Consider the following 24,656-nt stretch of genomic DNA (forward strand, 5'->3'; position numbering starts at 1 on the left):
CATGAAGGAGAAACACACCGGTGGTTTGCGTCCTTCACGGTCGGTCGATAAAGTCCGTCAGACTTTTATCCCACGGACGGAGAGCCTACGTGTTTACAGCCCTGCCCTTGAGCCGCTTTCGCCTGCCTGCCCTGACCCTGATTATCAGTGCCCTGACCCTCACCGCGTGCAACGCCCCGCCCTCCTCGACCCTGCCGCTGGCGCCGGAAGCCGCCTCCGGTTATCGCACCGATCTGCAAACCCGCCACGCCAGCAAACACATGGCCGCCGCTGCGAATCCGCTGGCCACTGAAGCCGGTCGCGAGATGCTACGTCAGGGCGGTTCGGCGATTGATGCGGCGATTGCGATGCAAGCGGTGCTGACGCTGGTTGAGCCGCAATCCTCCGGGATCGGTGGCGGCGCGATGATCGTGCTGTGGGACGGTAAACAGGTGCGCACCTATGACGGTCGCGAAACCGCGCCGGCCGGCGCCACCGAGAAGCTGTTTCTGCAAGCGGACGGTAAACCGATGCCGTTCCCGCAGGCGCAGATCGGTGGCCGTTCGGTCGGCACGCCGGGCGTGTTGCGCGCACTGGAGATGGCGCATAAACAACACGGGCGCCTGCCGTGGGCGAAGTTGTTCGAGCCGGCGATCAAACTGGCCGAGCAAGGCTTTGCGATTTCCCCGCGTCTGTATTCGCTGCTGGCGTCAGACCCGGTGATTGGTAAATCGCCGGACATGGCCGCGTACTTTCTCAACCACGACGGCAGTGTCAAAGCCGTCGGCACGCGCCTGCAAAACCCGGCGCTGGCTAAGGTGTTCAAGCGCATTGCCAACGAAGGCGCCGATGCGCTGTACAAAGGCCCGATCGCCGAGGAAATCGTCGCCAAGGTTCAGGGCCACGCCAACCCCGGCAGCCTGTCGTTGAACGATCTTCAGCGCTATCAGGCCAAGGAGCGCGCGCCGCTGTGCACCGACTACAAGCGATGGCAGGTCTGCGGCATGCCGCCGCCGTCGTCGGGCGGGATCGCCGTGGCGCAGATTCTCGGCACCTTGCAGGCACTGGACACCCGCGATCCGCGCCTTTCGCTGACCCCGCTCAAACCCCACAAGACTGACAAACCGGCCGGCATCGAACCCGATCCACAAGCCGTGCACCTGATCGCCGAAGCCGAGCGCCTGGCCTACGCCGACCGCGCGCAATACGTCGCCGACACCGACTTCGTGCCAGTGCCGGTCAAAGGCCTCGTCGACCCAGGCTACCTCGCCAGCCGCGCCAGCCTGATCGGCGAACGCAGCATGGGCAGCGCCAAACCGGGCACGCCGCCGGGCGTGCAAGTGGCCTACGCACCGGATCGCTCGCCGCTACGCATTTCCACCTCGCAAGTGGTGGCGGTGGATGACCTCGGCGGCGCCGTGTCGATGACTACCACCATCGAAGCCGCATTCGGTTCGCACCTGATGGTTCAGGGCTTCTTGCTGAACAACCAGATGACCGACTTCTCGTTCATCCCCGAAGAAAACGGGCAGAAAGTCGCCAACCGCGTCGAACCCGGCAAACGCCCACGCTCGTCGATGGCGCCGACGCTGATCTTCGACCGCAACAGCGGCGAATTCCTCGCAAGCGTCGGCTCACCGGGTGGCTCGCAGATCATCGAATACGTGGCGAAAACCACCGTCGGCCTGCTCGACTGGAACCTCGACCCGCAAAGCGCTATCAGCCTGCCCAACTTCGGCAGCCGCAACGGCCCGACCGAACTGGAACAAGGCCAGTTCAGCCCGGCGCTGATTCAGGCGCTGAAGGACAAGGGCCACAGCGTGAATGAAATCGACATGACCAGCGGCACCCAGGCCGTCGTGCGGGTCAAGGATGCGCAAGGGAATGTGTCGTTGGCGGGTGGCGCGGATCCACGGCGTGAAGGGGAAGCGTTGGGGGATTGAGGCTACGCAGTGAATGGAAAAGGCTTACCGGGAGGTAGGCCTTTTTTGTGGCTAACAGATTGTGTTCACTAGCATTCCGTCGCCTTTTCCTACCCCGAAAATTTGCTGCCACGGATAGAGTAAGTGACCGTGCCGCTTCGGCGCCATATACATAAAATTCGTCGGCACCCACAAGCAGTACGATGCAATCGACGCTGATACCGTCGAAATGGAGTAACCCATGAACATACGTCCGATTCATAACGAAGAAGACTACCGTGCGGCGCTCAATAACGTGTCTGCACTCTTCGACAACGAGCCAGAACCGGGTACCCCTGAAGGTGATTACTTCGACATCATGATCACTCTCATTGAGGCCTACGAAGCCAAACAGTTTCCACTGGATTTGCCCAATCCAATCGATGCCATCAAATTCCGGATGGAACAGTCAGGCCTGTCAGCCGCGGATCTCGCTCCGGCTATCGGTCGAACAAACAGGGTCTATGAAGTGTTGAATGGCAAGCGGGCACTCACTTTGCCAATGATCTGGAAACTTCATGAGCTGTTTGGAATTCCTGCAGAAAGCCTGATCAAGCCAATGAAGCAAATCTGATACAGATTGCAGCAACCCAGCCTGTGACCGCGGCTCAGCGATAAGCCAGCAGATGCGCACCAAACAGCAGATAACAACCACCGGCCAATCGATCCAGCCATTGACGTGACCGCTCGTAAACACCGGCAATCCGCCGACTGGCGAAGAACAGCGCCACGCTGCAATACCAACTGAACGACAACGTGGCCATGGTCATCACCGCCAGCGCCAGCAGCAACGGCGGTATATGGGCAGGCATCGCGGTGGCGAAGATTGTTGCGACGAAAAGCGCCGATTTGGGGTTGGTCATGTTGCCCAGAAAACCGCGCCCGTAAGCACCGAGCAACGTTTGCTCCGCAGCATCTGAAGCGCCTGGGACGATGGGCGCCTTGCGCTTGAATTGCTGGAGTCCGAGATAGATCAGATAGCAGCCGCCGGCAATCTTGAAGCTCAAGTACAAGGTCGGTGCTGCGCTGAACAATGACTGGATACCCAGGCCGCCCGCCAGTCCCCACAACACCGTTCCGCTGGCAACGCCGAGCGCCGCTACCACGCCATGACGGCGAGAGCGGCTAACTGCGAGTTGAGCGATGTTGAAGAAGTTCGGGCCGGGTGTGACCACCGCAACTGTCCATAGCAACGCCAGCGACAGTAACGGAGCGAGATAACTCGAAAGGGAAAGGTCCATGGGGCACGCGCCTGATTGGTTCGACAATGCCCCTACCTTGCAACATTTGGCAATGGTTTGCCATCAACCAGCCTTAAAGCGCCAGCGTCTTGCCATCCACCGCATCACCAATCGTCAGGAAATGCCCGCCCGCCACATGGTGCAGCGTACGCAAACCATCATGCCCTTCGAAATGCCAACGCCCTTCACTGAACACACGCTCATCGGCGTGAGCGGCGATGACTTCGGCGAGAAACAGATCGTACTGTTCGTGGTTACGCGGCTCGGGCAACAAGCGGCATTCGAGCCAGGCGACGCAACCGTCGAGCAATGGCGCCTCGACTTTCTCGCCAGCAAAGGTCTGCAAGCCATAGGCCTGAAACTTGTCCTGCCCTTGGTTTTGAGTGATTTCCAGACCCGACGTGTTGCCGACGGTTTGCACGATATCGGCCTGATTGACGCACGGCACGTTGAGGACAAAGGTGCCGGAGGCTTCGAGCAATTGCCGCGTCCAGGTGGATTTGTCGAGTACGACGGCGACTTTCGGCGGTTCGAAATCCAGCGGCATCGCCCACGCAGCAGCCATGATGTTGCGCTGGCCGTCATGGGCAGCGCTGACCAGAATGGTCGGGCCGTGGTTGAGCAAACGGTAGGCTTTGTTCAGGGGTACCGGGCGGCGGTGGGAATCGCTCATGGGGATCTGCTCCGGGAAAAAGGAACAGATTGTAGCGCTGCCACTGGAGAAACACAGATCCTGTGGGAGCGAGCCTGCTCGCGAAAGCGGTGTATCAGTCAACATCAATGCTGAGTGTACTGACGCCTTCGCGAGCAGGTCGAATCGTCGCACCGTCGCTCCCACAAGGGATCAGTGCAGGTCAGTGGGACAGTTGATTGGCGAACTGCCCGACCGCATCGACCACTTTCTGCGCGCCGTCCTGAATCTCGAGGATCACCGTGCCCGCCTCCGCCGCGAGCGCCAGCCCTTGTTCGGCCTGGAGCTTGCCGTCGGTCATCAGGGCGACGGCGTTGCGCGCCATTTCCTGGTTCTGCCGCACCACGCCGACGATTTCCTCGGTCGCCTGGCTGGTACGTGAAGCCAGTTGTCGCACTTCATCGGCCACCACAGCAAAGCCGCGACCCTGCTCGCCCGCGCGAGCCGCTTCGATCGCCGCGTTGAGCGCCAGCAAGTTAGTCTGCTCGGCAATGCCGCTGATGGTTTTGACGATGGTGCCAATCACCAGCGACTGCTCGTTCAGCGCTTCGATGCCTTCACCGGCGGTCTGCATGTGCCGCGACAGATCGCGCATCACGTTGACAGCCTCGGTCACAACGGTCGTACCGCGTTGCGCGGTGCTGTCGGTCTGCTGCGAGGTGCTGTAGGCAATGTTGGCCGCGTCAGCGACGGCTTGCTCGCGATTGACCTGATCGGTGATCACCGTGGCGAACTTCACCACTTTGTACAGTTTGTTGTTGGCATCGACCACCGGGTTGTAGGACGCCTCCAGCCAGACTGTACGACCATGGCTGTCGACACGCTTGAAGCGTTCAGCCACGAATTCGCCATTGTTCAAACGGCGCCAGAAGTTCTGATACTCGGCGCTGTTGTATTCCTCGGGTGTGCAGAACATACGGTGATGTTTGCCTTTGATCTGCGCCAGGCTGTAACCCATGCCGTTGAGGAACCGCTCGTTGGCGTTCAGCACGTTGCCGTTGAGGTCAAACTCGATCACTGCAGTGGAACGCACCAACGCGCCGATCAGGTTTTCGTGTTCGCGGGAGGCTTCGATGGTGCGGGTCAAGTCGCTGGAGAAGATCGAAATATGTTTGATCCGCCCATCCGAAGAACGTACAGGCTGGGCAATCGAGCGCAACCAGGCCTCTTCACCATTGCCACGCAACAGGCGCACGGCTCCGGCGAAGTGCTCGCCTCGGGTCAAGGCATTCCTGAGGCGGTGGTGAAATTCGTCGGATTTGACGTGAGCCGGCACGATATCCTCAAGCGCCCGACCCATCAGGTCCTGGCTCTTGTAGAGCATCTCGTTGAGGAAGTTCTGGTTGACCGATTGAATCCGTCCGTCCGGTTCAAGGGTCAGCACCAGCATCTCGCTCTCCAGGCTTTCCTTTACCTGTACAAGACTGGAGAGTTCTTCACGAAGAGCGGCCAGCTCTTGCTTCAGGCGTTTGTTGAACATGGGAAAGCACCGATGGGCAGGGTAGTAAGCGGGATACAGCCTAACCATCGGCCTTGGAAGCCTTTTCTGAAGAGCGTTTGAGACCGGTCAGTCAAAAATAGTTTGGGCGGTTGGCGTCAAGCAGCCCCGGCCACCTGACACGGGCCCGTGCGCGGCATCCGCGAGCCGAAATACGCTGCACTGAGAATCCCCACTACGCCCATCACCGCGCAGAAGATCACGCAGATCCAAGGGCTCCACGGCATCAGACCGATCAACAACAGCGGTGTGATACTCGCCCACGCGGCGTAGGCAATGTTGTAGGTGAAGGAGATCCCCGACACTCGGATACGCGCCGGGAACAAACCGACCATCACCGACGGCACTGCGCCGACGACACCACACGCCAGACCGGCCACGGCGTAGGCCAGACCAACCCAATCGCCGCCCATGATCAGACAGCCATAAAGCACGGCGATGCCTAGCGGCAGCAGCAGGCTGTAAAGCATGACCGTGCGCCAGGCGCCGATGCGATCGACCAGCAGACCGGCGATCACGCAACCGATGTTGAGGAAGACGATGCCCAATGCGCTCAGGGCAAAGGTGTGGCTAGCGGTCATGCCGAAGGTTTTCTGCATCATGGTCGGGGTGATGACCACGAACACCACCACTGCCGAGGTCAGTACGCAAGTCAGTAGCATGGCCGGCAGCATCGCCAACCGGTGTTCACGCAGCACGGTACGCAGCGGCAGTTCGACCCGCGCTTCGCGTTGCGCTTCCATCGCCATGAATACCGGAGTTTCGCTTAACCAGCGACGCAGATAGACACCGATCACGCCGAATACGCCGCCGAGCAGGAACGGATAGCGCCAGGCGTAATCGAGGATTTCCGCCGGGGTAAAGGCTTGCGCCAGAAAGGTCGCGGTCAGTGCGCCGATCAGATAGCCGAACGTCAGCCCGGCCTGCAAAACGCCCAGCGCATAACCACGATGGCCGGTCGGTGCGTGTTCGGCGACGAACACCCAGGCGCTCGGTACTTCACCGCCGACGGCCGCGCCTTGGAGGATGCGCAGCGCCAGCAATAGCAGCGGCGCGAAATAACCGATCTGCGCATACGTCGGCATGATCCCGATCAGCAGGCACGGCAACGCCATCATCAGGATGCTCAGACTGAAGACTTTCTTGCGCCCCAATCGGTCGGCGAAATGCGCCATCAGGATCCCGCCCAGCGGCCGCGCCAGATAACCGGTGACGAAGATGCCGAAGCTCTGCAACAGGCGCAGCCACTCGGGCATTTCCGGCGGGAAGAACAACTGGCTGAGGGTCAGGGCGAAGAACACGAAAATGATGAAATCGTAGATCTCCAGCGCCCCGCCAAGGGCCGCAAGGCCGAGGGTCTTGTAGTCGGAGCGGCTGAACGGCGCAGGTTTGGCCGTGGTTTGGGCAGTCATGGCAAAGAACTCTGGCAGGCAAAAAACCAAGGCGCCCATGGTCTACGCAAATGGGCGGATGGACAACCCGTTAGACCATAGTCCCGGTTTTGCAAAACCTGCTCACAAAACGGCGGCGGTTGATTTACTGTTTATGCCTGTCCGAACTGGCGAGTTTCACAGTCGAATACCTGTAGGAGCGAGCCTGCTCGCGATGGCGTCGATTCAGTCAATACATGTGTTGAATGTAATGACGCTATCGCGAACAGGCTCACTCCTACAGGGGATGTGCAATTCATCCTCAGGACCAAAAACAACCATAAAAAATCCGAGGTACTCCCGTGGCCGTTGATATCGAAGATAGCCGCTCCGCACGCTTTGCCCTGCGCTGTTCAAGTTTTGCCGAACGCTGGTTTCCCGACTCCTGGGTATTCGCCGCGCTGGCCGTGATCATCGTGGCAGTGGCCACGCTGGCCATGGGCGCCAAGCCCACCGCTGCCGCGATGGCGTTCGGTGACGGCTTCTGGAGCCTGATTCCGTTCACCATGCAGATGGCTTTCGTGGTGATAGGCGGCTACGTTGTCGCCAGCTCGCCCCCCGCCGTGAAACTGATTGATCGCCTGGCACGCATCCCGAAAAACGGTCGCTCCGCCGTGGCCTGGGTTGCCTTGATCTCGATGGTCGCGTCGCTGCTCAACTGGGGTCTGTCGCTGGTGTTCGGCGGTTTGCTGGTGCGCGCCCTCGCCCGCCGCACCGATCTGAAAATGGACTACCGTGCCGCCGGGGCCGCTGCTTATCTGGGTCTTGGCGCGGTGTGGGCGCTGGGCTTGTCGTCGTCGGCTGCGCAGTTGCAGGCCAACCCCGCCAGCCTGCCGCCATCGATCCTGTCGATCACTGGCGTTATTCCGTTCACCGAAACGATTTTCCTCTGGCAGTCCGGCGTGATGCTGCTGGCGCTGATCGTGATTTCGATCATCATCGCCTACGCCACCGCCCCCGGGCCGAACTCCGCGCGCGACGCCGAGGCCTGCGGCATCGACCCGGCCTTTAACCTGCCTCCGCTGCAACCACGCACCCGGCCGGGTGAATGGCTGGAACACAGTCCGCTGCTGATCATCGTGCTGGTGCTGCTGGCGGCGGGATGGCTGTTCCACGAGTTCTCGACTAAACCGGCGATCACCGCGATCTCCGGGCTGAACACCTACAACTTCCTGTTCATCATGCTCGGCGCATTGCTGCACTGGCGTCCGCGCAGCTTCCTGGACGCGGTAGCCCGCGCGGTACCGACCACCACGGGCGTGCTGATTCAGTTCCCACTGTATGGCTCGATTGCCGCGCTGATGACCACGGTCAAAGGCGCCGATGCGCAAACCCTGGCGCATCACATCTCGACGTTTTTCGTGAGCATCGCCTCTCACGATACCTATGCGTTGTTGATGGGCGTGTACTCGGCGATTCTCGGCTTCTTCATCCCGTCCGGCGGCGGCAAGTGGATCATCGAAGCGCCGTACGTGATGCAAGTGGCCAACGATCTGCAGTATCACCTCGGCTGGGCAGTGCAGATCTACAACGCCGCCGAAGCGCTGCCGAACCTGATCAACCCGTTCTACATGCTGCCGCTGCTGGGCGTGCTCGGTCTGAAGGCGCGGGATCTGATCGGCTTCTCGTTCGTGCAATTGCTGGTGCACACGCCGCTGGTACTGCTGTTGCTGTGGGCGCTGGGGACGACATTGGCGTATACGCCGCCGGTGATGCCTTAGACGGATAGGCCTGGCGACATAGAACCCTCGTGGGAGCCAGCCTGCTGGCAATTGCAGTTTGTCAGGCAACTTCAATGTTGACTGATACACCGCTATCGCCAGCAAGCTGGCTCCCACACTCATTCTCGGCGCATTCAAAGCTGTAACCCCGCCGTCACATTCCCTTGCTAGCGTCCGCCCGAAACATACTGAAACATTTAAGCAAAAACGGGCGCGACATGAACGACGATACAAACGCTAAAGACCCCTCCTCGCCAGAATCTGATAAACCCACCGACACCAGTCGCCGCCGCTTTCTCGGCGGCGTCGCGGTACTCGGTGTCGGCGCAACGCTGGCGGGTTGCAGCAACGCGGGCGATCAATCCGGCCAACCGGCCGAGCGCCCATTGTCTGCGGCCGAGCTGGACAAGGCCCTGCGCGATCAGGTGAAAACCGTGGTGGTGATCTACGCCGAGAACCGCAGCTTCAACAACCTGTTCGGTGATTTCCCCGGTGTCGAGAAACCGCTGTCAGCGCTAAAACCTGCCGACTATCAACAACGCGACCGCGACGGCAGCCTGCTGCAAACTCTGCCGCCAGCCTGGGGCGGTGTCTTGCAGATCGGTCCGCAAACCCTCGATGGCGTAACCTATCCCGGCGCCACGCAGTTTCAGGAAAACCTGCCCAACGCACCGTTCGCTCTCAAAGGCCCGAATGGCGAAGACTTGCCGTTTGGTCTGGTTACCCGCGATTTATGGCATGTGTTCTATCAGAACCAGATGCAGATCAATGGCGGCAAGAACGATGGTTTTGTCGCGTGGGCCGATTCCGGAGGCTTGACCATGGGCCACTACGCACAGAGTCGCTATTCCCTGCGTTTGTGGGACGTCGCGCAGGAATTCGTGCTGTGCGACAACTTCTTCCAGGGCGCCTTCGGTGGCTCGTTCCTCAACCATCAATACCTGATCAGCGCCACCGCGCCGTTTTACCCGGACGCTGCCAATTCGGTAGCCAAAAGCCAAATCGCTGCGCTGCAAAGCGATGACCCGGCCGATCCAAGGCTCAAACCGCTGGCGCAATCACCGGCCAGCGCCATGACAGGCCCGCCACAGTTTGGCCCGAGTGCGCTGACGCCGGACGGTTTCGCGGTCAACACTCTCGCCCCTCCCTACTGGCCAACGTGGATTCGCGACCCGGAGCGTCCGGCGTACTCGAAACCCGATCTGCCCAACGTGTTGGTGCCGCAGACCCACGAGCACATCGGCGACAAGCTGTCGAAGAAGAACGTCGACTGGGCGTGGTACGCCGGGGCGTGGCAGGCGACGCTGGAGCAGTACAAGGATTCCGGCGGCATTCCGAAGATCCCTAACTTTCAGTATCACCACCAGCCGTTCAACTACTTCAAGCAGCAAGGCCCGGAGAATCCAGCCGAGCGCAACAAACGCCTGCGCGATGCCGGGTTGGGTGACGAGTCGAGCACCAACAAGTTCTTCGCCGACGCCGAGGCCGGCAAGCTGCCCGCCGTGAGTTTCTACAAACCTCAGGGCAACCTGAACATGCACGCCGGTTATGCCGACGTGGCGTCAGGTGACCGGCACATCGTGCGTGCGCTGAAGGTGCTGCGCGAAAGTCCACAGTGGAAAAACATGGTGGTGATCGTCACGGTGGACGAAAACGGCGGCTGGTGGGATCACGTCGCGCCGCCCAAGGGGGATCGCTGGGGGCCGGGCTCACGCGTACCGGCCTTGGTGGTGTCGCCATTCGCACGCAAGGGCACGGTGGATCACACGATTTACGACACGGCATCGATCCTGCGCCTGATCACCCGAGTGTTCCAACTGGAGACCCTCGACGGCCTCAAGCAGCGCGATGATGCAATGACCGCAAGAGGCCAGAAACCCATGGGGGATTTGACCAACGCCCTGCATTTTCAGGTCTGAGAGCGAGTCCTGCGGCGCGGCGTAAAAATCTGCGAATGATGGCTTCTCTGTGTCACAGCGCTGATCCAATATGAAGCGCCCCAACAATCGGGGGAAACCACGCTGAAAAGGATCTGAGCATGTTCAAATTCGCAGGACTTACCCTCGCCGCGCTCACACTGAGCGCGGCCGCCCACGCCGATGTCGACCTGAAACTGGGCAGCACCGAGCGCGTCACCCGCCTCTTCGCCTATCCCAACAATTGCAGCGTGATCTGCTTTCGCAATTGGTCGCTGGAGCAGACCGTCGCCCATTATCTGAGCCAGAGCGTGCAGCGCGATGGTTACACCGATGCCAAGGTGCTGGTGAAGAACGATAACGGCCAGATTTACGCCGAAATCAGCGGCGTGCCTGAGGGGTACGACAAACCGCTGTCCGCCCTGCTCGATGCCGGCGATCTGGCTTATACCGGCGCGAGCAAACTCAATGCCGACGGCAAATGGGCCTATAGCTGGTATCTGTTCCTGCCACTGGGCATGGCCCTGGAAAATCGCAAAAGCGTCGAGCTGTTGCACTTCCCGCCGGATTACTCACTGACTCAGGCTCAGGATTATCTGCGTTCGAACACCACCGACCGCTGGGCAACGCTGTTGACGGTCAATGGCATCCCTGCCGATCAGACACCTGCTTACCAGACCATCATCGACATCGCCCCGATTGCCGCGCCGTCCAACGCCGGCAGCGATCTGGAAGGCGTCTATGACTACTTCAAGGACTACCAGACCACACTGGTCAAACAGTTCACCCAGACCGCCAAGGGCACGACGCTGCCGATGGTGGCTTTCGGCGCCCCCGTGCGGAACTGGATCAAGCAGCAATACGGGCCGACCGTGAATGTTCTGGGCCTGGCGACCATCAGCCCGAGCACAGGCGTGAACGTGCCGGTGCTCGGTTCGAACCACCCGAGTTACATCTGGTACGCCGCCGACCCCAAGAGCTACACCGGCGACGATGCGCAGGCCAAAGCCGATGCTGCTGGTTTGAAAGTGATGGGGCAGGATTTGAGCGCCGCCTGCTGGCAGGCCGGGATGGGCAGCAAACCGGGAAGTGATCCGCAAGCCACGCTCAACAGCTGCACCCAGACCTGGCAGGTGACGCAAAAGGTCAAAACCTGCGAACTGTTCTACACCTCGATCCGCAACCTGAAGCCGGAAGAGGCCGCTGCCAAGTGCACGACCACGCCGATCAAGGCGCAACTGCAACAGCTCAAAGCCCCGCTGCCAGCCGCTGCGGTTCCCGCTCCACATCTGTAATCGAGCAGACGTGATTCCTGTGTCAGTCATGACTGACGCGGGAAAGCGTCTATCTCGACTGTCAGATCTGACAGTAGACCGGCTATACCTATACGAATAGATTGGATCCAAAGAAACGTGTCACCGTGTTGACAGGACGTCAACCAAGGAAGTCGCAGCCCCTTGCGACAAGGATTGTTATGAATACCCATGCCGTTGCTGGATCCGCTCCACGCGATACCGAAGGCATCTACCCCTTCGCCGGACTGCCGGTGCGCCTCGGGTTTCCATCCAGCGCCGACTTCGAAGTCATCCACGATCAACACGGCAACCCTGTGGCGGTTGCCGCGCGCCGTGAGTTTCTGCATACCAGCCGGATGTGCCGGGTCTCGGGGCAATTGCTGCCCTATCGCTGTCGACAGACCCGACAATTGCTGACCGGCATTCATATCTACGATCCGCGCTTCTGCGGATTGCTCGAACACGCCTGCGACCCAAATGTGTTTCTCGACATGAGCGAACTATGGCTGTGGGCGTTGAAAGATATCCACAGGGGCGAGCGTCTGACCATGGATTACGCCGCCACCGAAGACAAACTGCTGCGCCAGTTTGCCTGCGGTTGCGGGTCTTCGCGTTGCCGAGGGTGGATCACCGGTTACAACGAACCACCGAGCATTGAGGGCCAGTACTTTCTGCAGCGCTGGCCCCGGCAATGCTCACGTTGAACAGCCCCTGAAAAATCCGGGTTACAACTCACCGACCGGACGCAAACGGTATTGCGGCGGCAACTGTTCGAAACCGCTGATGGTCGTGTTCAGGCTTTTCCAGCGACCGTCCTTGATGCCATAGATGCAACCGTGAATCGACAGGCTCTGCCCGCGATGCCAGGCGTTCTGGATGATGCTGGTGTGGGCGACGTTGGCCACTTGCTGGACGACGTTGAGCTCGCACAGTCGGTCGACCTGTTCTTCTTCGGTTGGCAGCTTGGCCAGCTCTTCACGTTTTTCGTAGTACAGATCGCGGATCGAACGCAGCCAGCCGTCGATCAGGCCGAACTGACGATCCTGCATCGACGCCCGCACACCGCCACAGCCGTAGTGGCCGGTGACCAGGATGTGTTTGACCTTGAGCACATCGACGGCGTACTGGATCACCGACAGGCAGTTGAGGTCGGTGTGCAGGACCACGTTGGCGACGTTGCGGTGAACGAACAGATCACCCGGCAGCATGCCGACGATTTCGTTGGCCGGCACCCGCGCGTCGGAGCAGCCGATCCATAGATATTCGGGGGTTTGCTGGCGAGCGAGTTTGGCGAAGAAATCCGGGTCTTCCTTGGTGATCGCGTCAGCCCAACGCTCGTTGTTATCAATCAGGTCTTGTAAGTCATGCATGCTGTAAGGCCTCAAGAAAGATGCGCAGCTTTGACAGACAACCGTCCGTCGGGGTCACGAAAGGATCGCAAGTGTTTTGATTGGAATTCTCGCGTGCCGGGTGTGTCCACCCAAGTAAGGCCCACAGTATGAGGAATTGCCATGACTGATTCACGACGCCCTTACGATGCGGTGCAACCGGAGCCCATCGATGATAACGAAGACCGCATGGGTTCGATGCGCGAACTGGACTTCGACGAAGACGAACAGCCCAGCGCAAAAATTGGCGATGAATTGCCCGAGCGTGAGCGCGAACAGCTGATGCCAGAGGAACGTGTGCATGAGGCGGGCATGACGGGAGCATCAGTCAGCGACCATGAGCCGACCGACGACGATATGAGCCCGGAAACGCTGATTCATGAAGATGGTGCCCGGGATGCCGCAGAAGCGGGTGAAAACCATCCGGCGGATTGGGATTTGAGCGTGGTCGATGAAGATGACATCGGCGGCGGTAACGGCTTTGATGAGGCGGAACTGGCGCGGCGCGATCCGATTGATGGCAACCGCTGATTTGTGTTGCCTGAAAGGACGCCTTCGCGGGCAAGCCCGCTCCCACAGGGATCTGAATCGTACTCAAATTATGAATACGACACTAAAACCTGTGGGAGCGGGCTTGCCCGCGATGCTTTTAAGGATTAATCAACCAGGGTGCAGGCCATGACCACCGCATCTTCACGCCCACCCACCGCCGGATAGTAATCCCGACGCCGGCCAATCTCGTTGAAGCCATAACGCTCATACAACTTGAACGCCGCGGTATTGCTGTCGCGCACTTCGAGAAAACACTCGCGAGCCTCGGCGGCATAGGCCCGCGACATCAAATGCTCCAGCAACGTCAGCCCCAGCCCACGCCCCTGATTCTCCGGTTTCACCGTGATATTGAGCAGATGCGCCTCATCGAGAATGATCTGCACCACGCCGTGGCCGACTTGCTGCTGACCTTCGAACATCAGCCAGATCTGGTACTTGCCCAAGCCATCGAGAAAAATCCCGCGAGTCCATGGATGGCTGTACGCCGCGTATTCAATCTTCAGCACGGTGTCCAGATCCGCCTCGGTCATCGGGCGGAACGATACAGCTTCACTCATTCGATTCTTTCCAGCGCGCCATCAGCCGACGCATGGCTTGCCACACAGCGGCTTTGCGCTGCGGCTCTTCCATTAATAATTCCAGACCCGGGAGGGCCCAGGCCGAGCCCAGGCCTTCGATCTGCAATTCACGATTGAACGCTTCGGCGTCCGCCTCACCGGCAAAACGCACTGCCGGCAGGCCGATCAGCCACAGGCAGGCACAAGGCGCGGCTTCCATCTGCACAGAAAGGAAACCCTGCACAAAGTCGCGCGCCGCGTCCGGGCCTTGATCCATCGTGCCGCGATTGAGCCACGGCCAACGCACTGGTTCGCCGACGATCTGCGGTGCATCCGGCAGACCGGCGGCGCGCAGCATGTCTTTGAGCAGCAGATAAGCGGGGTCGCGACTCTGGAAGGGTTCGCCTGTGGGTAACTCCACCAGCAGCAGACAACGCCCGGCACGCAGCAATTGCAGGGCGAAACGCGGTGGCGGCACAGGGGCTGGTTTGGCGACCACCGGTGTGTCGTCGACTTCTTCCACCGGTTTGGCGCCGGTGCGGGTGCTCGCCAGCGAGGGGCGCGGCACTTCGATCTTCGCCCGCTCGACCGGACGCGCTGCAGCCGCTTGCACCGGAGCTTCGGCCTGCGGAGCCAGCACCACCGGCACCTCAACCTCAGGCTCGGGCATGTCCAGCAGCTCGGGCCGCGACGGGGCGGCGAAGGGCAATTCGGTGCGCGGCAGCCAATTGACCACCTGCATGGCGTTCAAATAGGCGCGGCGGCGGGACTCGATAAGCAAGGGTCGGCCACTTGTGGATAACTGAAAGTGCGCTGATTCTACCGCCCTTCGCTAAAGATCGCCCGCTGTTGATCGATAGTCTTGACCTAAACAAAAGCGACAGCCCGTCCCGAGAGTGAATCGCATCCTTCGTGATGCAGTACAATCGCGGCTTTTAATCGCCAACCAGCCGGCCATTCCGATGATCGAACCCAAGCGCGTCTTGCGCGCCCTCGCTGAACACTGGGCACTTCTGGAGCCACTGTGCGAGCACTTCGACCAAGGCACCTTGAGCCTCAACGAACTGCGCACGCAACTGGCCGCCCAACAACTGGACAGCACGCCGCAGGACATCACCAGCCTGCTCGACGTGTGGATTCGCCTCGATATCCTGGTGCCCGTGGCGAAAAGCCCGAACCGTTTCGAGCTGAACGCGCAGATCCACGACTTCCTCGCCTACCTGCGCCGTGAGCACCGTCTGGGCCTGTGCCTGGAAATCGAAGCCTATCTGCGCCACCTCGAACGTCTGGCCGGTTACATCCAGGACGCGTTCGACATCCGCGACGGCAACGACCTCGCCCGTCAGTTGCGTCTTCTCGATATGCGCGTGCGCGACGTATTGAAGAAGCTCGACAACGACGAACAGGCGCTGGTGGCAGTGGCTGAACGGGCCAAGACCAGCGACCGGCAGATTCCGTTGCGTCAGCGTTACGCCGAAGTGTTGGCGACCTGGGACGAATACGTCGAGCCGATGATCGATCTGGTGAACGCCGACGGCGCCTTCGAACAAGGCGTGCGCAAAGTCGAAACCGTGCTGCTGAAAATGCTCAGCGAACAGCAGCGCCTCGGCCATCTGGTCGATGACGACATGCTGCTGCGCACCCACGCGCGCATTCTCGAAATGCAGACCAGCGCCCAGTTGACCCTGCGTCACGCCCGCGAACTGCTGCTGCCGCTGCGTGAAGAAGCCCGTCGGCACAACGCCGTGACCCGTGGCGCCGCGCTGGCCCTGGCGGCGATCCGCCGCAAAGGCATCGACGCCGTGCCACAAGCCGCGATGCCGCTGTTCACCCGGCCACAAAGCACCTTCCTCGGCAGCGCCAGTCAGGTTGAAGCCTACGTTTACGCTTTGGCGCGATTCGAGCCGAAACCGGCGCGCTTCCCCAAGGCGCACAAGACTCACAAGGGCGAGGCCCCACGTGCGCCGCGCACCGTGCGCGAGATGGTCGATCGTTGCGAAGAATCCCTGCCGATGCCGGACTTGATGACCTGGCTGCTGGAGCAGGAACCGGACGGCGCGACCGACGAATTGCTCTACTGGTTCTCGCGCCTGTCGCGGGAAAAACGCTTCAAGCGCGAGCGTCTGGAACGCCGCGAATACCACACTCACGAGCACCAGGTCAGCCTGCGCTCCTTCGCCCTGCTCTCGGCCCGCGACACCGCCGCCGAGGATTCTGCGAGCATCCCCAATGCATCTTGATCTCTCCGAACTGTCCCAACTGGCGCCGATCTTCCGCGAACTGTTCAAGGGCTACCACGTCAGCCGCCGCGACCCGGAGCTGTACACACAACTTTCGAACTTCCAGGATCAGTACCGCACGCTGTTCAAGGCCTTGGGTTTTGAACTGGTCTGCGACACCCGTGGTTTCTACTACTTCGTGCCGGACATGGCCGCGGCGGCGGTGAACAAGACTGCCCAGCGTCTGGCGCTGTTCACCTTCATCCTCGTCGAGCATCTGGCCGACCAGGGCCGCGACCCGATCGCCGTGCTCGACGGCGGCAGCCTCGGCCGCGAAGAACTGCCGTCGTTGCTGGAGAAGTACCGCGACCTGTTTATTCAGGCCGAAGTGCAGACGGTTGAAGAGCTGGAAGAAAAAATCATGCGCCGCATGACCCAGCTCGGCTTCGCCGGCGAAGAGAACGGCGTCTATCGCTTCTTGCCGCCAATGCATCGCTTCCTCGACGTGTGCCTGTCGGTGCAGCAAGACCGCGATCTGGCCGCCAGCGTCCACAGCGTTCTGCCGCTGCCGGCGCCAGTGCTGATCGACGAAGCCGCCGAGGCGAAATTCCTCGAAACCGACGATCCGCTCGATCTTTCCGAATTTGATGAAGAAAGCGAAGAAGACGCACTGGCCCGCGCCATTGCCGAAGAACAGGAGTCCGACGCATGAGCCAGGAACGCTACGGCATCCGCCGCTTTGCCCTTTTGAACACCGCCGGTTACAGCCTCGGCCTGTTTCCGCTCGAAGAACCACTGTCGGTTTACGGCGCGAACAACCTCGGTAAATCGGCGTCGATCAACGCCTTGCAGTTCCCGATTCTGGCGCGCATGTCGGACATGAGTTTCGGCAAGTACAGCCTGGAACAATCGCGGCGTTTCTACTTCGCTTCCGACACCAGCTACATCCTGGTTGAAGTGAACCTGCCCCACGGCCCGCACGTGATCGGCGTGGTCGGTCGCGGCCCGGGCGGCGGTTTCGGTCACCAGTTCTTCGCCTACGCGGGCAAACTCGATCTGGCTCATTACCAGAAAAACGACACCTGCCTGCGTCAGAAAGAGCTGTTCAGCAACCTTGAGCGCGAAGGCCTGAAAGCCTACGAGCTCAAACCTGACGAACTGCGTCGTTTGCTGGTCGGCGGTCACACATCGATCCCGCTGGATCTGACCCTGATCCCGCTGCGTTCCACCAGCGAGCAGAGCCTGAAGACCTTCCGCGCGCTGTTCATCAACCTGCTGCACATGCGCGAAATCACTGCGGCCAAACTCAAGCAGCTGTTCCTCGATGCCTTCGAACACAGCCTGCGTTCCGGCAGCGTCGACTACATCGCCGCGTGCGAAGAAGCGTTCCGCGACGTGCGTCGTATGGAACAGGACTACAACTCGCTGGTTGCCGCTGGCCCATTGGTTGAAGCCTTGGCCAACGGCGTGAAACAACGCGACGTGCTGCGCGGCAAACTGCATCGCCTGTCGCCTTTGCTCGACTCGTTGCTCGGCACCTGGTCGGACTACGCCAGTGCGCGCAAAGAAGAGCTGACCATTCAGGCCGACCACTACCGTGGCGAGCAGGACGCTCTGCAAAACAATCAGCGTGGCGGCACTCAGGAACTGATGCGTCTGGAGCGGGAAATCTCCGGTATCCAGCGCTGGCTCGGCGAGCTGTCGGTACTGAAAAACCGTTTCGCGCTGGTCGACGACGTCAAAGTGCTGGAGCAGCAACTGCTGGCGGCCAAAGACGCCCACGACGAACTGGCCGGCGCCTTGGCGCAATCCCGTCAGTTCAGCGCCGAAGATCTGGAAGAGCGTCTGCGCGATCTGGAAAAACGCCTGAAGTCGGTGAAGCAGCAACTCGATCACGCCGACAACAACAGCTATGCGCGCCTGCGCGAAGAGTTCTCGCAACAGGACGTCGAGCGTTTGATGCGTCTGTTCAACAGCGCGCTGTTCAGTCTGCCGCTGGGCGAACACGGCATCACCCTCGACGAGGATGGCGAGTGGGTCAAATCGGTTGAATTGATCCTTGATGGCTTCAAAGGCGAGCGCTTCGAAGTGCCGGGCCTGTCGATCGACATCTCGCACATCGAGCCGCCGGCCCTGCAAGCGCTGGCCGACCGCGCCGCGCTGCGTGATCAGAAAGAGCGTCTGGAAAAAGAGCTCAAGCAACTGAAAACCCAGCAAGCCGTGGCCGCCGACCGCGCCGCGAGCAAGACCCAGACCGAAGCGCTGTACCAGCAGGTGCTGGATGCGCAGAAAGCCCTGGAAGACTTCCGTCGCACCCAGACCTTGAGCGCCGAAGAAGGCGACAAGCTCGAACAACTGGCACAAATGGAAGGCGCACAGGATGAGCTGAAGCGCTCCAGCGATGCGTTCACCGAGCGCGTCCAGCAACTGTCGGCCAAGCTGCAACTGGTCGGCCGGCAGATCGCGGACATGGAAGCCAAGCAACGCACCCTCGACGACGCTCTGCGCCGCCGCCAACTGCTGCCGGCGGATCTGCCGTTCGGTACGCCGTTCATGGACCCTGTCGACGATTCGATGGACAACTTGCTGCCGCTGCTCAACGACTACCAGGACAGTTGGCAGGGCCTGCTGCGCGCCGATGGCCAGATCGAAGCGCTGTATGCGCAAGTGCGCCTCAAAGGCGTGGCCAAGTTCGACAGCGAAGACGACATGGAGCGCCGTCTGTCACTGCTGATCAACGCTTACGCGCACCGTACCGACGAAGCCCTGACCTTGGGCAAGGCCCGTCGTGCTGCGGTCACCGACATCGCCCGGACCTTGCGTAACATCCGCAGCGACTACGACAGCCTCGAGCATCAACTGGCGCTGTTCAACCGCGAGATCAACAAGCGTCAGGTCTCCAACCTGCAGAGCTTCCGCATTGTGCTGGCGCCGAACAAGGAAGCGCTCAAGCACATCGACCAGATCATCCACAGCGCCGGTCAGTACGAAGAAGGCGAAACACTGTCAGTGTTCGATCTGAGCCAAAGCGCCGAGCAGGACAACAAGAACGAAGAAGCCAAGGAATACCTGGCACGGCTGGTGGCGGCAAACCACAACCAGCTCGGCCTCAAGGACTTGTTCGAACTGGCCTTCGAGATCACCAAGGTCAACGGTCAACCGGTGATTCACACCGACATCGACGGCGCGGCGTCCAACGGCACCACCATGACCATCAAGGCGCTGACCAACATGTACTTGTTGCTGCACTTGATGGATCGCGATCTGGCCGGTCGCGTACGCCTGCCGTACTACCTCGACGAGGCGGCGGACATCGACGAGAAGAACCAGGCCGCATTGCTGGAAACCAGCCTGCAACTGGGCTTTGTGCCGATTCTGGCGAGCGTGAAGCCGCAGGTCTGCGCCAGTGTCGCCATCGACCTGGAAGGCGGCAGCGGCCCGGCGGGGATCTACATTGACGAGGCGGACTGGAAGTACATCCGTCGCCATGATGTGGTGAAGGCGACGCTGAATGTTGAAGCGGATGAACCGCAGATGGATGCGGTTTGATCGGCATTAGCTGAAGGCAGTAAAAAGGGCCGCGATCTGTTTGGATCGCGGCCTTTTTTTATGGCTTGGGGTTTGTGCTGATTTTTAGTGCCCTATCGCGAGCAGTCGCCGCAAGCTTACTTACCCAGCGAAATCTTCGGCGCCCAAGTCAGCCACTCATCCTCAAACTTGTCGAACAACGGGAACGTCTGCTCAGGACGCGCCGGATTACCCATGCGCTCGCCATCCGGTGTAGCGAAGGCAATGCCACCCTGGATCGCCGTCTCAAGCGACTCCGTGCGTACCGTCAAACCATTGAACAGACCGATATCGAAGCCTACACCGCTGGTATTCCAGAACCGGCTGCCACTGCGCACCAACGGCGCGTACTTCGGCTCGATCAGAATATGTACCAACACCCGGTCGGCGGTCTGACCCAGTTCATAACCTGTGACCTTGCCCACAGTGATTTCACGATAAGTCACCGGCACACCCGGTTTCAGCGAGCCACGGCGAGCCGCGCTCAATACCAGACTCAAACCCGCCTCTTGCTTGGTCACTTCCGGCGCATTGGTCAGTGCCACGAAGTTCTTCTGCGGGCCGATTTTTTTTGCCGCCGGTTGCACTTCGACGTATTGCCCGGTCACCAGGGTTTCCAGGTTCGATGTTTTCATCAAACCCAACTCCGGCTTGACCACCCAGAACTGACTGCCAACCCGGGCAATCTTCTCCGGCACTTCAGTGATACGCGCGGTGAGGATGACCGATTGCAGATCGTCAGTCAGGTCGACACTTTCGATCTTGCCGACATCCAGGCCTTTGAAACGAACCGGTGTGCCGCTGCGCAAACCGTCGGCGCGATCAACCTTGATCGTCACCACGGCGCCCTTTTGATTGGCGTCGTCATGGTTGGCGAACAGACGGAAGCGCGGAATGCGCTTCTGCAATGGCGCCTTGGCCAGCGGCGTTTCGAAGGCGATACCGCCGGCCATCAACGTCTGCAATGACTCGCTCTTCACTTGAATCCCGCCCGTCAAACCACCGGTCAGTGTGATACCGCTGACATTCCAGAAACGGGTCGAGGCATTGACGAGGTTTTCGTATTCCTTATCGATGTGCACACCGATGACCAATTGCTTCTTGGTCTTGGAGAACTGGTAGCTTTGCACCGAACCGACCTTGACCTGCTTGTACAGAATCGGGCTACCCACATCGATTGAGCCGAGGGCATCGGTGAACAACACCAGGTGCAGGCCCGGCGAACGCAGATCCAGCGGCGGCGCTTTTGGCCTGGCCTCGAATTCGCGTTTCGGTGCCGCACCTTTGTCGCCCGGGCGTACAGCGATGTAGTTACCTTTCACCAGCGCTTCCAACCCGGTGATACCGGCGAGGGAAATCGACGGTTTGACCACCCAGAACTGAGTGCCATCGACCAGATAGTCCTCAGCCAATGGATCAAGGGTGAGCTCGGCTGTGGCGCTGTTCAAATCCGGATCAACTTTCAGCGCTTTCATGTTGCCGACCTGAATACCTTTGTACATCACCGGCGTGCGGCCGGCCTGCAGGCCTTCGAAGTCGCTGAGTTTGACCTTGACCCGAATCCCGGCAGCGGCGGCATCGAAGTCTTCATAGAGACGGAACGGCAGGCTTGGATCTGTCGGTGGACTGTCCTTGCGGTTCTCTGGCGTTGCGAAGGCGATACCGCCGGCAACAATGCTCGCCAAGGATTCGCTACGCACTTTTACTCCGGACAGATTGGCATCGATGCTGATGCCGCTGGCGTTCCAGAAACGCGTGTGTTTGCGCACGAGTTTGGCGTAGGTCGGCTCGATAAAGACTTTGAGTTCGACCGTGCTTTGATCTTCCGAAAGCAGGTAGCTTTTCACCTGGCCAACCTTGATCTGCTTGTAGAACACCGGACTCCCGCGATTCAGCGAACCGAGGCGATCAGCCTTGATCGTCAGGTGCAGACCGGGTTTGGCGTCGGAGAGCGGCGGCTCTTCAGCCAGCGCCTTGAACTTGCGCGCAGGCTCGCCTTCGCCGGGGCTGATGGCCACGTAGTTACCGGACACCAGGGTTTCCAGACCGGTAATACCCGCCAAGGTCACGCTGGGTTTGACCAGCCAGAAGCGAGTGCTTGTCTTGAGGTACTGCCCGACGTCCTTGTTCATCTCGACCGTGGCAATCACTCCCTTGGAGTTGCCTTCGTCGTCGAGTTTGAGCGCCTTCACCTTACCGACCGACATGCCTTTGTACATGACCTCGGTCTTGTTGGCCTGGATGCCTTCGCCGCTTTCGAAGCGAACCTGGATCTCGATACCGGTTTCGGAATAGGCACGCCAGCCGAGCCAACCGCCGATGATCAGCGCAATCAGAGGCAGTACCCAAATGGCAGACCAGTTCGAGGCCGGTCGGGTTTTCGCTACGGGCAAATCAGTCATGGTCGTCGTCCGACTCCGTGTTATCCCAAATCAGTCGGGGATCGAAAGTTACTGCGGCAAGCATCGTCAGAATCACCACGGTGGCGAAAGCGATGGCGCCAAGATTGGCTTCGACACTGGCAAGCCGGCCGAAATTGACGACCGCCACCAGAATGGCGATCACAAAAATATCGAGCATCGACCAGCGACCGATGAACTCGATGAAGCGGTACATCCAGATGCGCTGACGGGCCGACAACGGCTGACGTCGTTGCACCGAAAACAGCAGCAGGGCGATACCGACCAATTTGAAAGTCGGCACCAGAATACTGGCGATGAACACCACGGCAGCAATTGGAATCATGCCGTGCTGCACCAACTGGATCACACCGGACATGATGGTACTCGGATCGCCTTGCCCCAAAGAACTGACAGTCATGATCGGCAACACATTGGCCGGAATATAGATAATTGCCGCCGTGATCAGCAGAGCCCAGGTTCGGGCCAGACTGTTTGGACGCCGAGCATGAACCAATGCACCGCATCGAGTGCAGGTTTGCTCATCGGTGCCCGCTTCCTGCCTGTTCAATTCGTGGCATTCGGTACAAATCAGAATGCCCGCATCAATCGCCCGCATGAGCATCCTCTCCAGATAACGCCTGCCAGATCTGATGCGGTGACATCACCACTTCCAGCCAGACCTGTACCAACAACAACGCAATGAAACACACCAGGCCGAGACCGACAGTAATGGCCGCCATGTCCGCCAGTTTGACGATCGCCACCAGTACGCCCATGAGGTAGACCTCAAGCATTCCCCAATCTTTGAGGTGATGGTAAATGCGGTAGAGCAACAAACCGTAGCTGCGACCGATGTTGAAGCGGATTGTTAGCAATACGATCAACTGGCAGAGCAATTTGATTAACGGTATGGCCATGCTGCACAGGAATACGACGATCGATACACCTTGCATGTCCGTGTTGAACAAACCGACCACACCGCTCCAGACAGTGTCCTGCGACGATTGCCCGAGTAGATTGAGCTCCATGATGGGTAAAAAGTTCGCTGGTACGTAGAGCAGCAGTGCCGCGATTACCAGGGCAAGGCTACGCTGCACCACGTTATGGCGGTGGGCGTATAGCTCGTAACCGCAGCGTGGACAGAGGGCCTTCTCACCGTGAGCAAGTTTTGGCTTGCGCATCAGCAGGTCGCACTCGTGACAGGCCACCAAGTCTTCCAGCGGTAAATCTGACAGCCCGGGGGCGTCAACCGACTCTGACATAAAGGCTCTGGCTCCGAAAAAGGTGGGGCTATTCTAGTGTTCTGATTGGAAAATAACTGTGCAAATTTGTTCGCAGGCTAAGCAAAAAACTTTCCTGCGGGCAAAACAAAACCCCAATTGCTTTCGCAATTGGGGTTTCGGAATTTAATCTTGACGATGACCTACTCTCACATGGGGAAACCCCACACTACCATCGGCGATGCATCGTTTCACTGCTGAGTTCGGGATGGGATCAGGTGGTTCCAACGCTCTATGGTCGTCAAGAAATTCGGGTACTGAGTCGTGACCTGATGGCCTCGCTTCAGCAAATTGGGTATGTGACAGCTGTCGGTGTTTTGTGAACATCGAACTTTCGGTTCGTTTCGTCTTCACACACCGCAATCTGGCCTTTCGACGCAAATTGCTTGGGTGTTATATGGTCAAGCCTCACGGGCAATTAGTATTGGTTAGCTCAACGCCTCACAGCGCTTACACACCCAACCTATCAACGTCGTAGTCTTCGACGGCCCTTCAGGGAACTCAAGGTTCCAGTGAGATCTCATCTTGAGGCAAGTTTCCCGCTTAGATGCTTTCAGCGGTTATCTTTCCCGAACATAGCTACCCGGCAATGCCACTGGCGTGACAACCGGAACACCAGAGGTTCGTCCACTCCGGTCCTCTCGTACTAGGAGCAGCCCCTCTCAAATCTCAAACGTCCACGGCAGATAGGGACCGAACTGTCTCACGACGTTCTAAACCCAGCTCGCGTACCACTTTAAATGGCGAACAGCCATACCCTTGGGACCGGCTTCAGCCCCAGGATGTGATGAGCCGACATCGAGGTGCCAAACACCGCCGTCGATATGAACTCTTGGGCGGTATCAGCCTGTTATCCCCGGAGTACCTTTTATCCGTTGAGCGATGGCCCTTCCATACAGAACCACCGGATCACTAAGACCTACTTTCGTACCTGCTCGACGTGTCTGTCTCGCAGTCAA

At 59.6% G+C, this 24,656-nt stretch carries 20 protein-coding genes, 2 rRNA genes and 2 pseudogenes (1 of these 24 running past the window's edge); 11 read left to right on the forward strand and 13 right to left on the reverse strand.

What is annotated here, in order from left to right; all coding sequences use genetic code 11:
• Positions 1-89 precede the first annotated feature (89 nt).
• The 3 genes and pseudogenes from ggt to ACA074_RS23425 all read left to right on the forward strand — a co-directional run bounded on the left by ggt (position 90) and on the right by ACA074_RS23425 (position 2,514).
• Positions 90-1,922 (forward strand): gamma-glutamyltransferase, encoded by a 1,833-nt coding sequence (gene ggt, locus ACA074_RS23415; RefSeq protein WP_497677898.1) that lies wholly within the window; start codon positions 90-92, stop codon positions 1,920-1,922.
• 133 nt (positions 1,923-2,055) lie between these two features.
• Positions 2,056-2,139 (forward strand): annotated as a pseudogene (locus tag ACA074_RS23420) (type II toxin-antitoxin system HigB family toxin); the annotation flags it as partial.
• Between the two features lie 3 nt (positions 2,140-2,142).
• Positions 2,143-2,514, forward strand: coding sequence for a helix-turn-helix domain-containing protein (locus tag ACA074_RS23425; protein WP_401271435.1), 372 nt, complete (start codon positions 2,143-2,145; stop codon positions 2,512-2,514).
• A gap of 34 nt (positions 2,515-2,548) precedes the next feature.
• Here ACA074_RS23425 and ACA074_RS23430 read toward each other — a convergent pair whose 3' ends face one another.
• From ACA074_RS23430 to ACA074_RS23450, 5 genes and pseudogenes are all read right to left on the reverse strand, one after another.
• The gene (locus ACA074_RS23430; RefSeq protein WP_401271433.1) at positions 2,549-3,181 is read right to left on the reverse strand and encodes a LysE family translocator; all 633 of its coding nucleotides are present in this window, start codon (positions 3,179-3,181) and stop codon (positions 2,549-2,551) included.
• 73 nt (positions 3,182-3,254) lie between these two features.
• A complete protein-coding gene (locus ACA074_RS23435; protein WP_497677899.1) occupies positions 3,255-3,854 on the reverse strand; it encodes a flavin reductase family protein in 600 nt (199 codons plus the stop codon).
• A 181-nt stretch (positions 3,855-4,035) separates the two neighbouring features.
• Positions 4,036-4,596 (reverse strand): methyl-accepting chemotaxis protein, encoded by a 561-nt coding sequence (locus ACA074_RS23440; protein ID WP_410457997.1) that lies wholly within the window; start codon positions 4,594-4,596, stop codon positions 4,036-4,038.
• Positions 4,576-5,400: pseudogene (locus ACA074_RS23445) on the reverse strand (PAS domain-containing protein); the annotation flags it as partial. The pseudogene ACA074_RS23445 and the gene ACA074_RS23440, both read right to left, overlap by 21 nt.
• Positions 5,401-5,468: 68 nt before the next feature.
• On the reverse strand, positions 5,469-6,782 hold the full coding sequence (locus tag ACA074_RS23450) for an MFS transporter (RefSeq protein ID WP_187678068.1): 1,314 nt from the start codon (positions 6,780-6,782) through the stop codon (positions 5,469-5,471).
• Between the two features lie 320 nt (positions 6,783-7,102).
• Between ACA074_RS23450 and ACA074_RS23455 the strand changes: the two genes are divergently transcribed.
• From ACA074_RS23455 to ACA074_RS23470, 4 genes are all read left to right on the forward strand, one after another.
• Positions 7,103-8,521, forward strand: coding sequence for a short-chain fatty acid transporter (locus ACA074_RS23455; RefSeq protein WP_187678069.1), 1,419 nt, complete (start codon positions 7,103-7,105; stop codon positions 8,519-8,521).
• Positions 8,522-8,739: 218 nt separating this feature from the next.
• Positions 8,740-10,440 carry an acid phosphatase gene (locus ACA074_RS23460; protein ID WP_489881024.1) on the forward strand — a complete coding sequence of 567 codons (1,701 nt, stop codon included), beginning with the start codon at positions 8,740-8,742 and terminating at the stop codon, positions 10,438-10,440.
• A gap of 119 nt (positions 10,441-10,559) precedes the next feature.
• A complete protein-coding gene (locus tag ACA074_RS23465) occupies positions 10,560-11,732 on the forward strand; it encodes a hypothetical protein (protein ID WP_497677900.1) in 1,173 nt (390 codons plus the stop codon).
• 179 nt (positions 11,733-11,911) lie between these two features.
• A complete protein-coding gene (locus tag ACA074_RS23470) occupies positions 11,912-12,436 on the forward strand; it encodes an SET domain-containing protein-lysine N-methyltransferase (protein ID WP_497677901.1) in 525 nt (174 codons plus the stop codon).
• A 21-nt stretch (positions 12,437-12,457) separates the two neighbouring features.
• Here ACA074_RS23470 and can read toward each other — a convergent pair whose 3' ends face one another.
• On the reverse strand, positions 12,458-13,102 hold the full coding sequence (can, locus tag ACA074_RS23475; protein WP_401271417.1) for a carbonate dehydratase: 645 nt from the start codon (positions 13,100-13,102) through the stop codon (positions 12,458-12,460).
• Between the two features lie 141 nt (positions 13,103-13,243).
• On the opposite strand from can, the gene ACA074_RS23480 reads away from it, so the two are divergent.
• On the forward strand, positions 13,244-13,651 hold the full coding sequence (locus ACA074_RS23480) for a serine kinase/phosphatase (protein ID WP_497677902.1): 408 nt from the start codon (positions 13,244-13,246) through the stop codon (positions 13,649-13,651).
• A 125-nt stretch (positions 13,652-13,776) separates the two neighbouring features.
• On the opposite strand, the gene rimI is transcribed toward ACA074_RS23480, so the two are convergent.
• Complete coding sequence (gene rimI, locus ACA074_RS23485) at positions 13,777-14,229, reverse strand: ribosomal protein S18-alanine N-acetyltransferase (protein WP_187681331.1); 453 nt, start codon at positions 14,227-14,229, stop codon at positions 13,777-13,779.
• Entirely contained in the window at positions 14,222-14,971 is a 750-nt protein-coding gene (locus tag ACA074_RS23490) for an energy transducer TonB (RefSeq protein ID WP_497618297.1), read from the reverse strand. The genes rimI and ACA074_RS23490 overlap by 8 nt, the downstream gene beginning before the upstream one ends.
• 220 nt (positions 14,972-15,191) lie before the next feature.
• On the opposite strand from ACA074_RS23490, the gene mksB reads away from it, so the two are divergent.
• From mksB to mksF, 3 genes are read left to right on the forward strand one after another with little or no spacing between them, the layout of a single operon-like run.
• Positions 15,192-16,469: an Mks condensin complex protein MksB gene (mksB, locus tag ACA074_RS23495; protein WP_187681332.1), complete on the forward strand. Its 1,278-nt coding sequence runs from the start codon at positions 15,192-15,194 to the stop codon at positions 16,467-16,469.
• Positions 16,459-17,160: an Mks condensin complex protein MksE gene (gene mksE, locus ACA074_RS23500; RefSeq protein WP_187681333.1), complete on the forward strand. Its 702-nt coding sequence runs from the start codon at positions 16,459-16,461 to the stop codon at positions 17,158-17,160. Before mksB ends, mksE begins: the two co-directional genes overlap by 11 nt.
• Positions 17,157-19,997: an Mks condensin complex protein MksF gene (gene mksF, locus ACA074_RS23505; protein WP_401271405.1), complete on the forward strand. Its 2,841-nt coding sequence runs from the start codon at positions 17,157-17,159 to the stop codon at positions 19,995-19,997. The genes mksE and mksF overlap by 4 nt, the downstream gene beginning before the upstream one ends.
• 116 nt (positions 19,998-20,113) lie before the next feature.
• Here the strand turns inward: mksF and ACA074_RS23510 are convergent, their stop codons facing one another.
• From ACA074_RS23510 to ACA074_RS23530, 5 genes are all read right to left on the reverse strand, one after another.
• Positions 20,114-22,417, reverse strand: coding sequence for a PqiB family protein (locus ACA074_RS23510; protein WP_497677903.1), 2,304 nt, complete (start codon positions 22,415-22,417; stop codon positions 20,114-20,116).
• A complete protein-coding gene (locus ACA074_RS23515) occupies positions 22,410-23,033 on the reverse strand; it encodes a paraquat-inducible protein A (RefSeq protein WP_497677904.1) in 624 nt (207 codons plus the stop codon). Before ACA074_RS23515 ends, ACA074_RS23510 begins: the two co-directional genes overlap by 8 nt.
• Positions 23,020-23,679 carry a paraquat-inducible protein A gene (locus tag ACA074_RS23520; protein WP_497677905.1) on the reverse strand — a complete coding sequence of 220 codons (660 nt, stop codon included), beginning with the start codon at positions 23,677-23,679 and terminating at the stop codon, positions 23,020-23,022. Before ACA074_RS23520 ends, ACA074_RS23515 begins: the two co-directional genes overlap by 14 nt.
• Positions 23,680-23,827: 148 nt before the next feature.
• A 5S ribosomal RNA gene (gene rrf / locus ACA074_RS23525) occupies positions 23,828-23,943 on the reverse strand.
• A 151-nt stretch (positions 23,944-24,094) separates the two neighbouring features.
• Positions 24,095-24,656: ribosomal RNA gene (locus ACA074_RS23530) — 23S ribosomal RNA — on the reverse strand (it continues 2,332 nt past the right edge of the window).

This window comes from Pseudomonas sp. LBUM1655 (assembly GCF_059716085.1).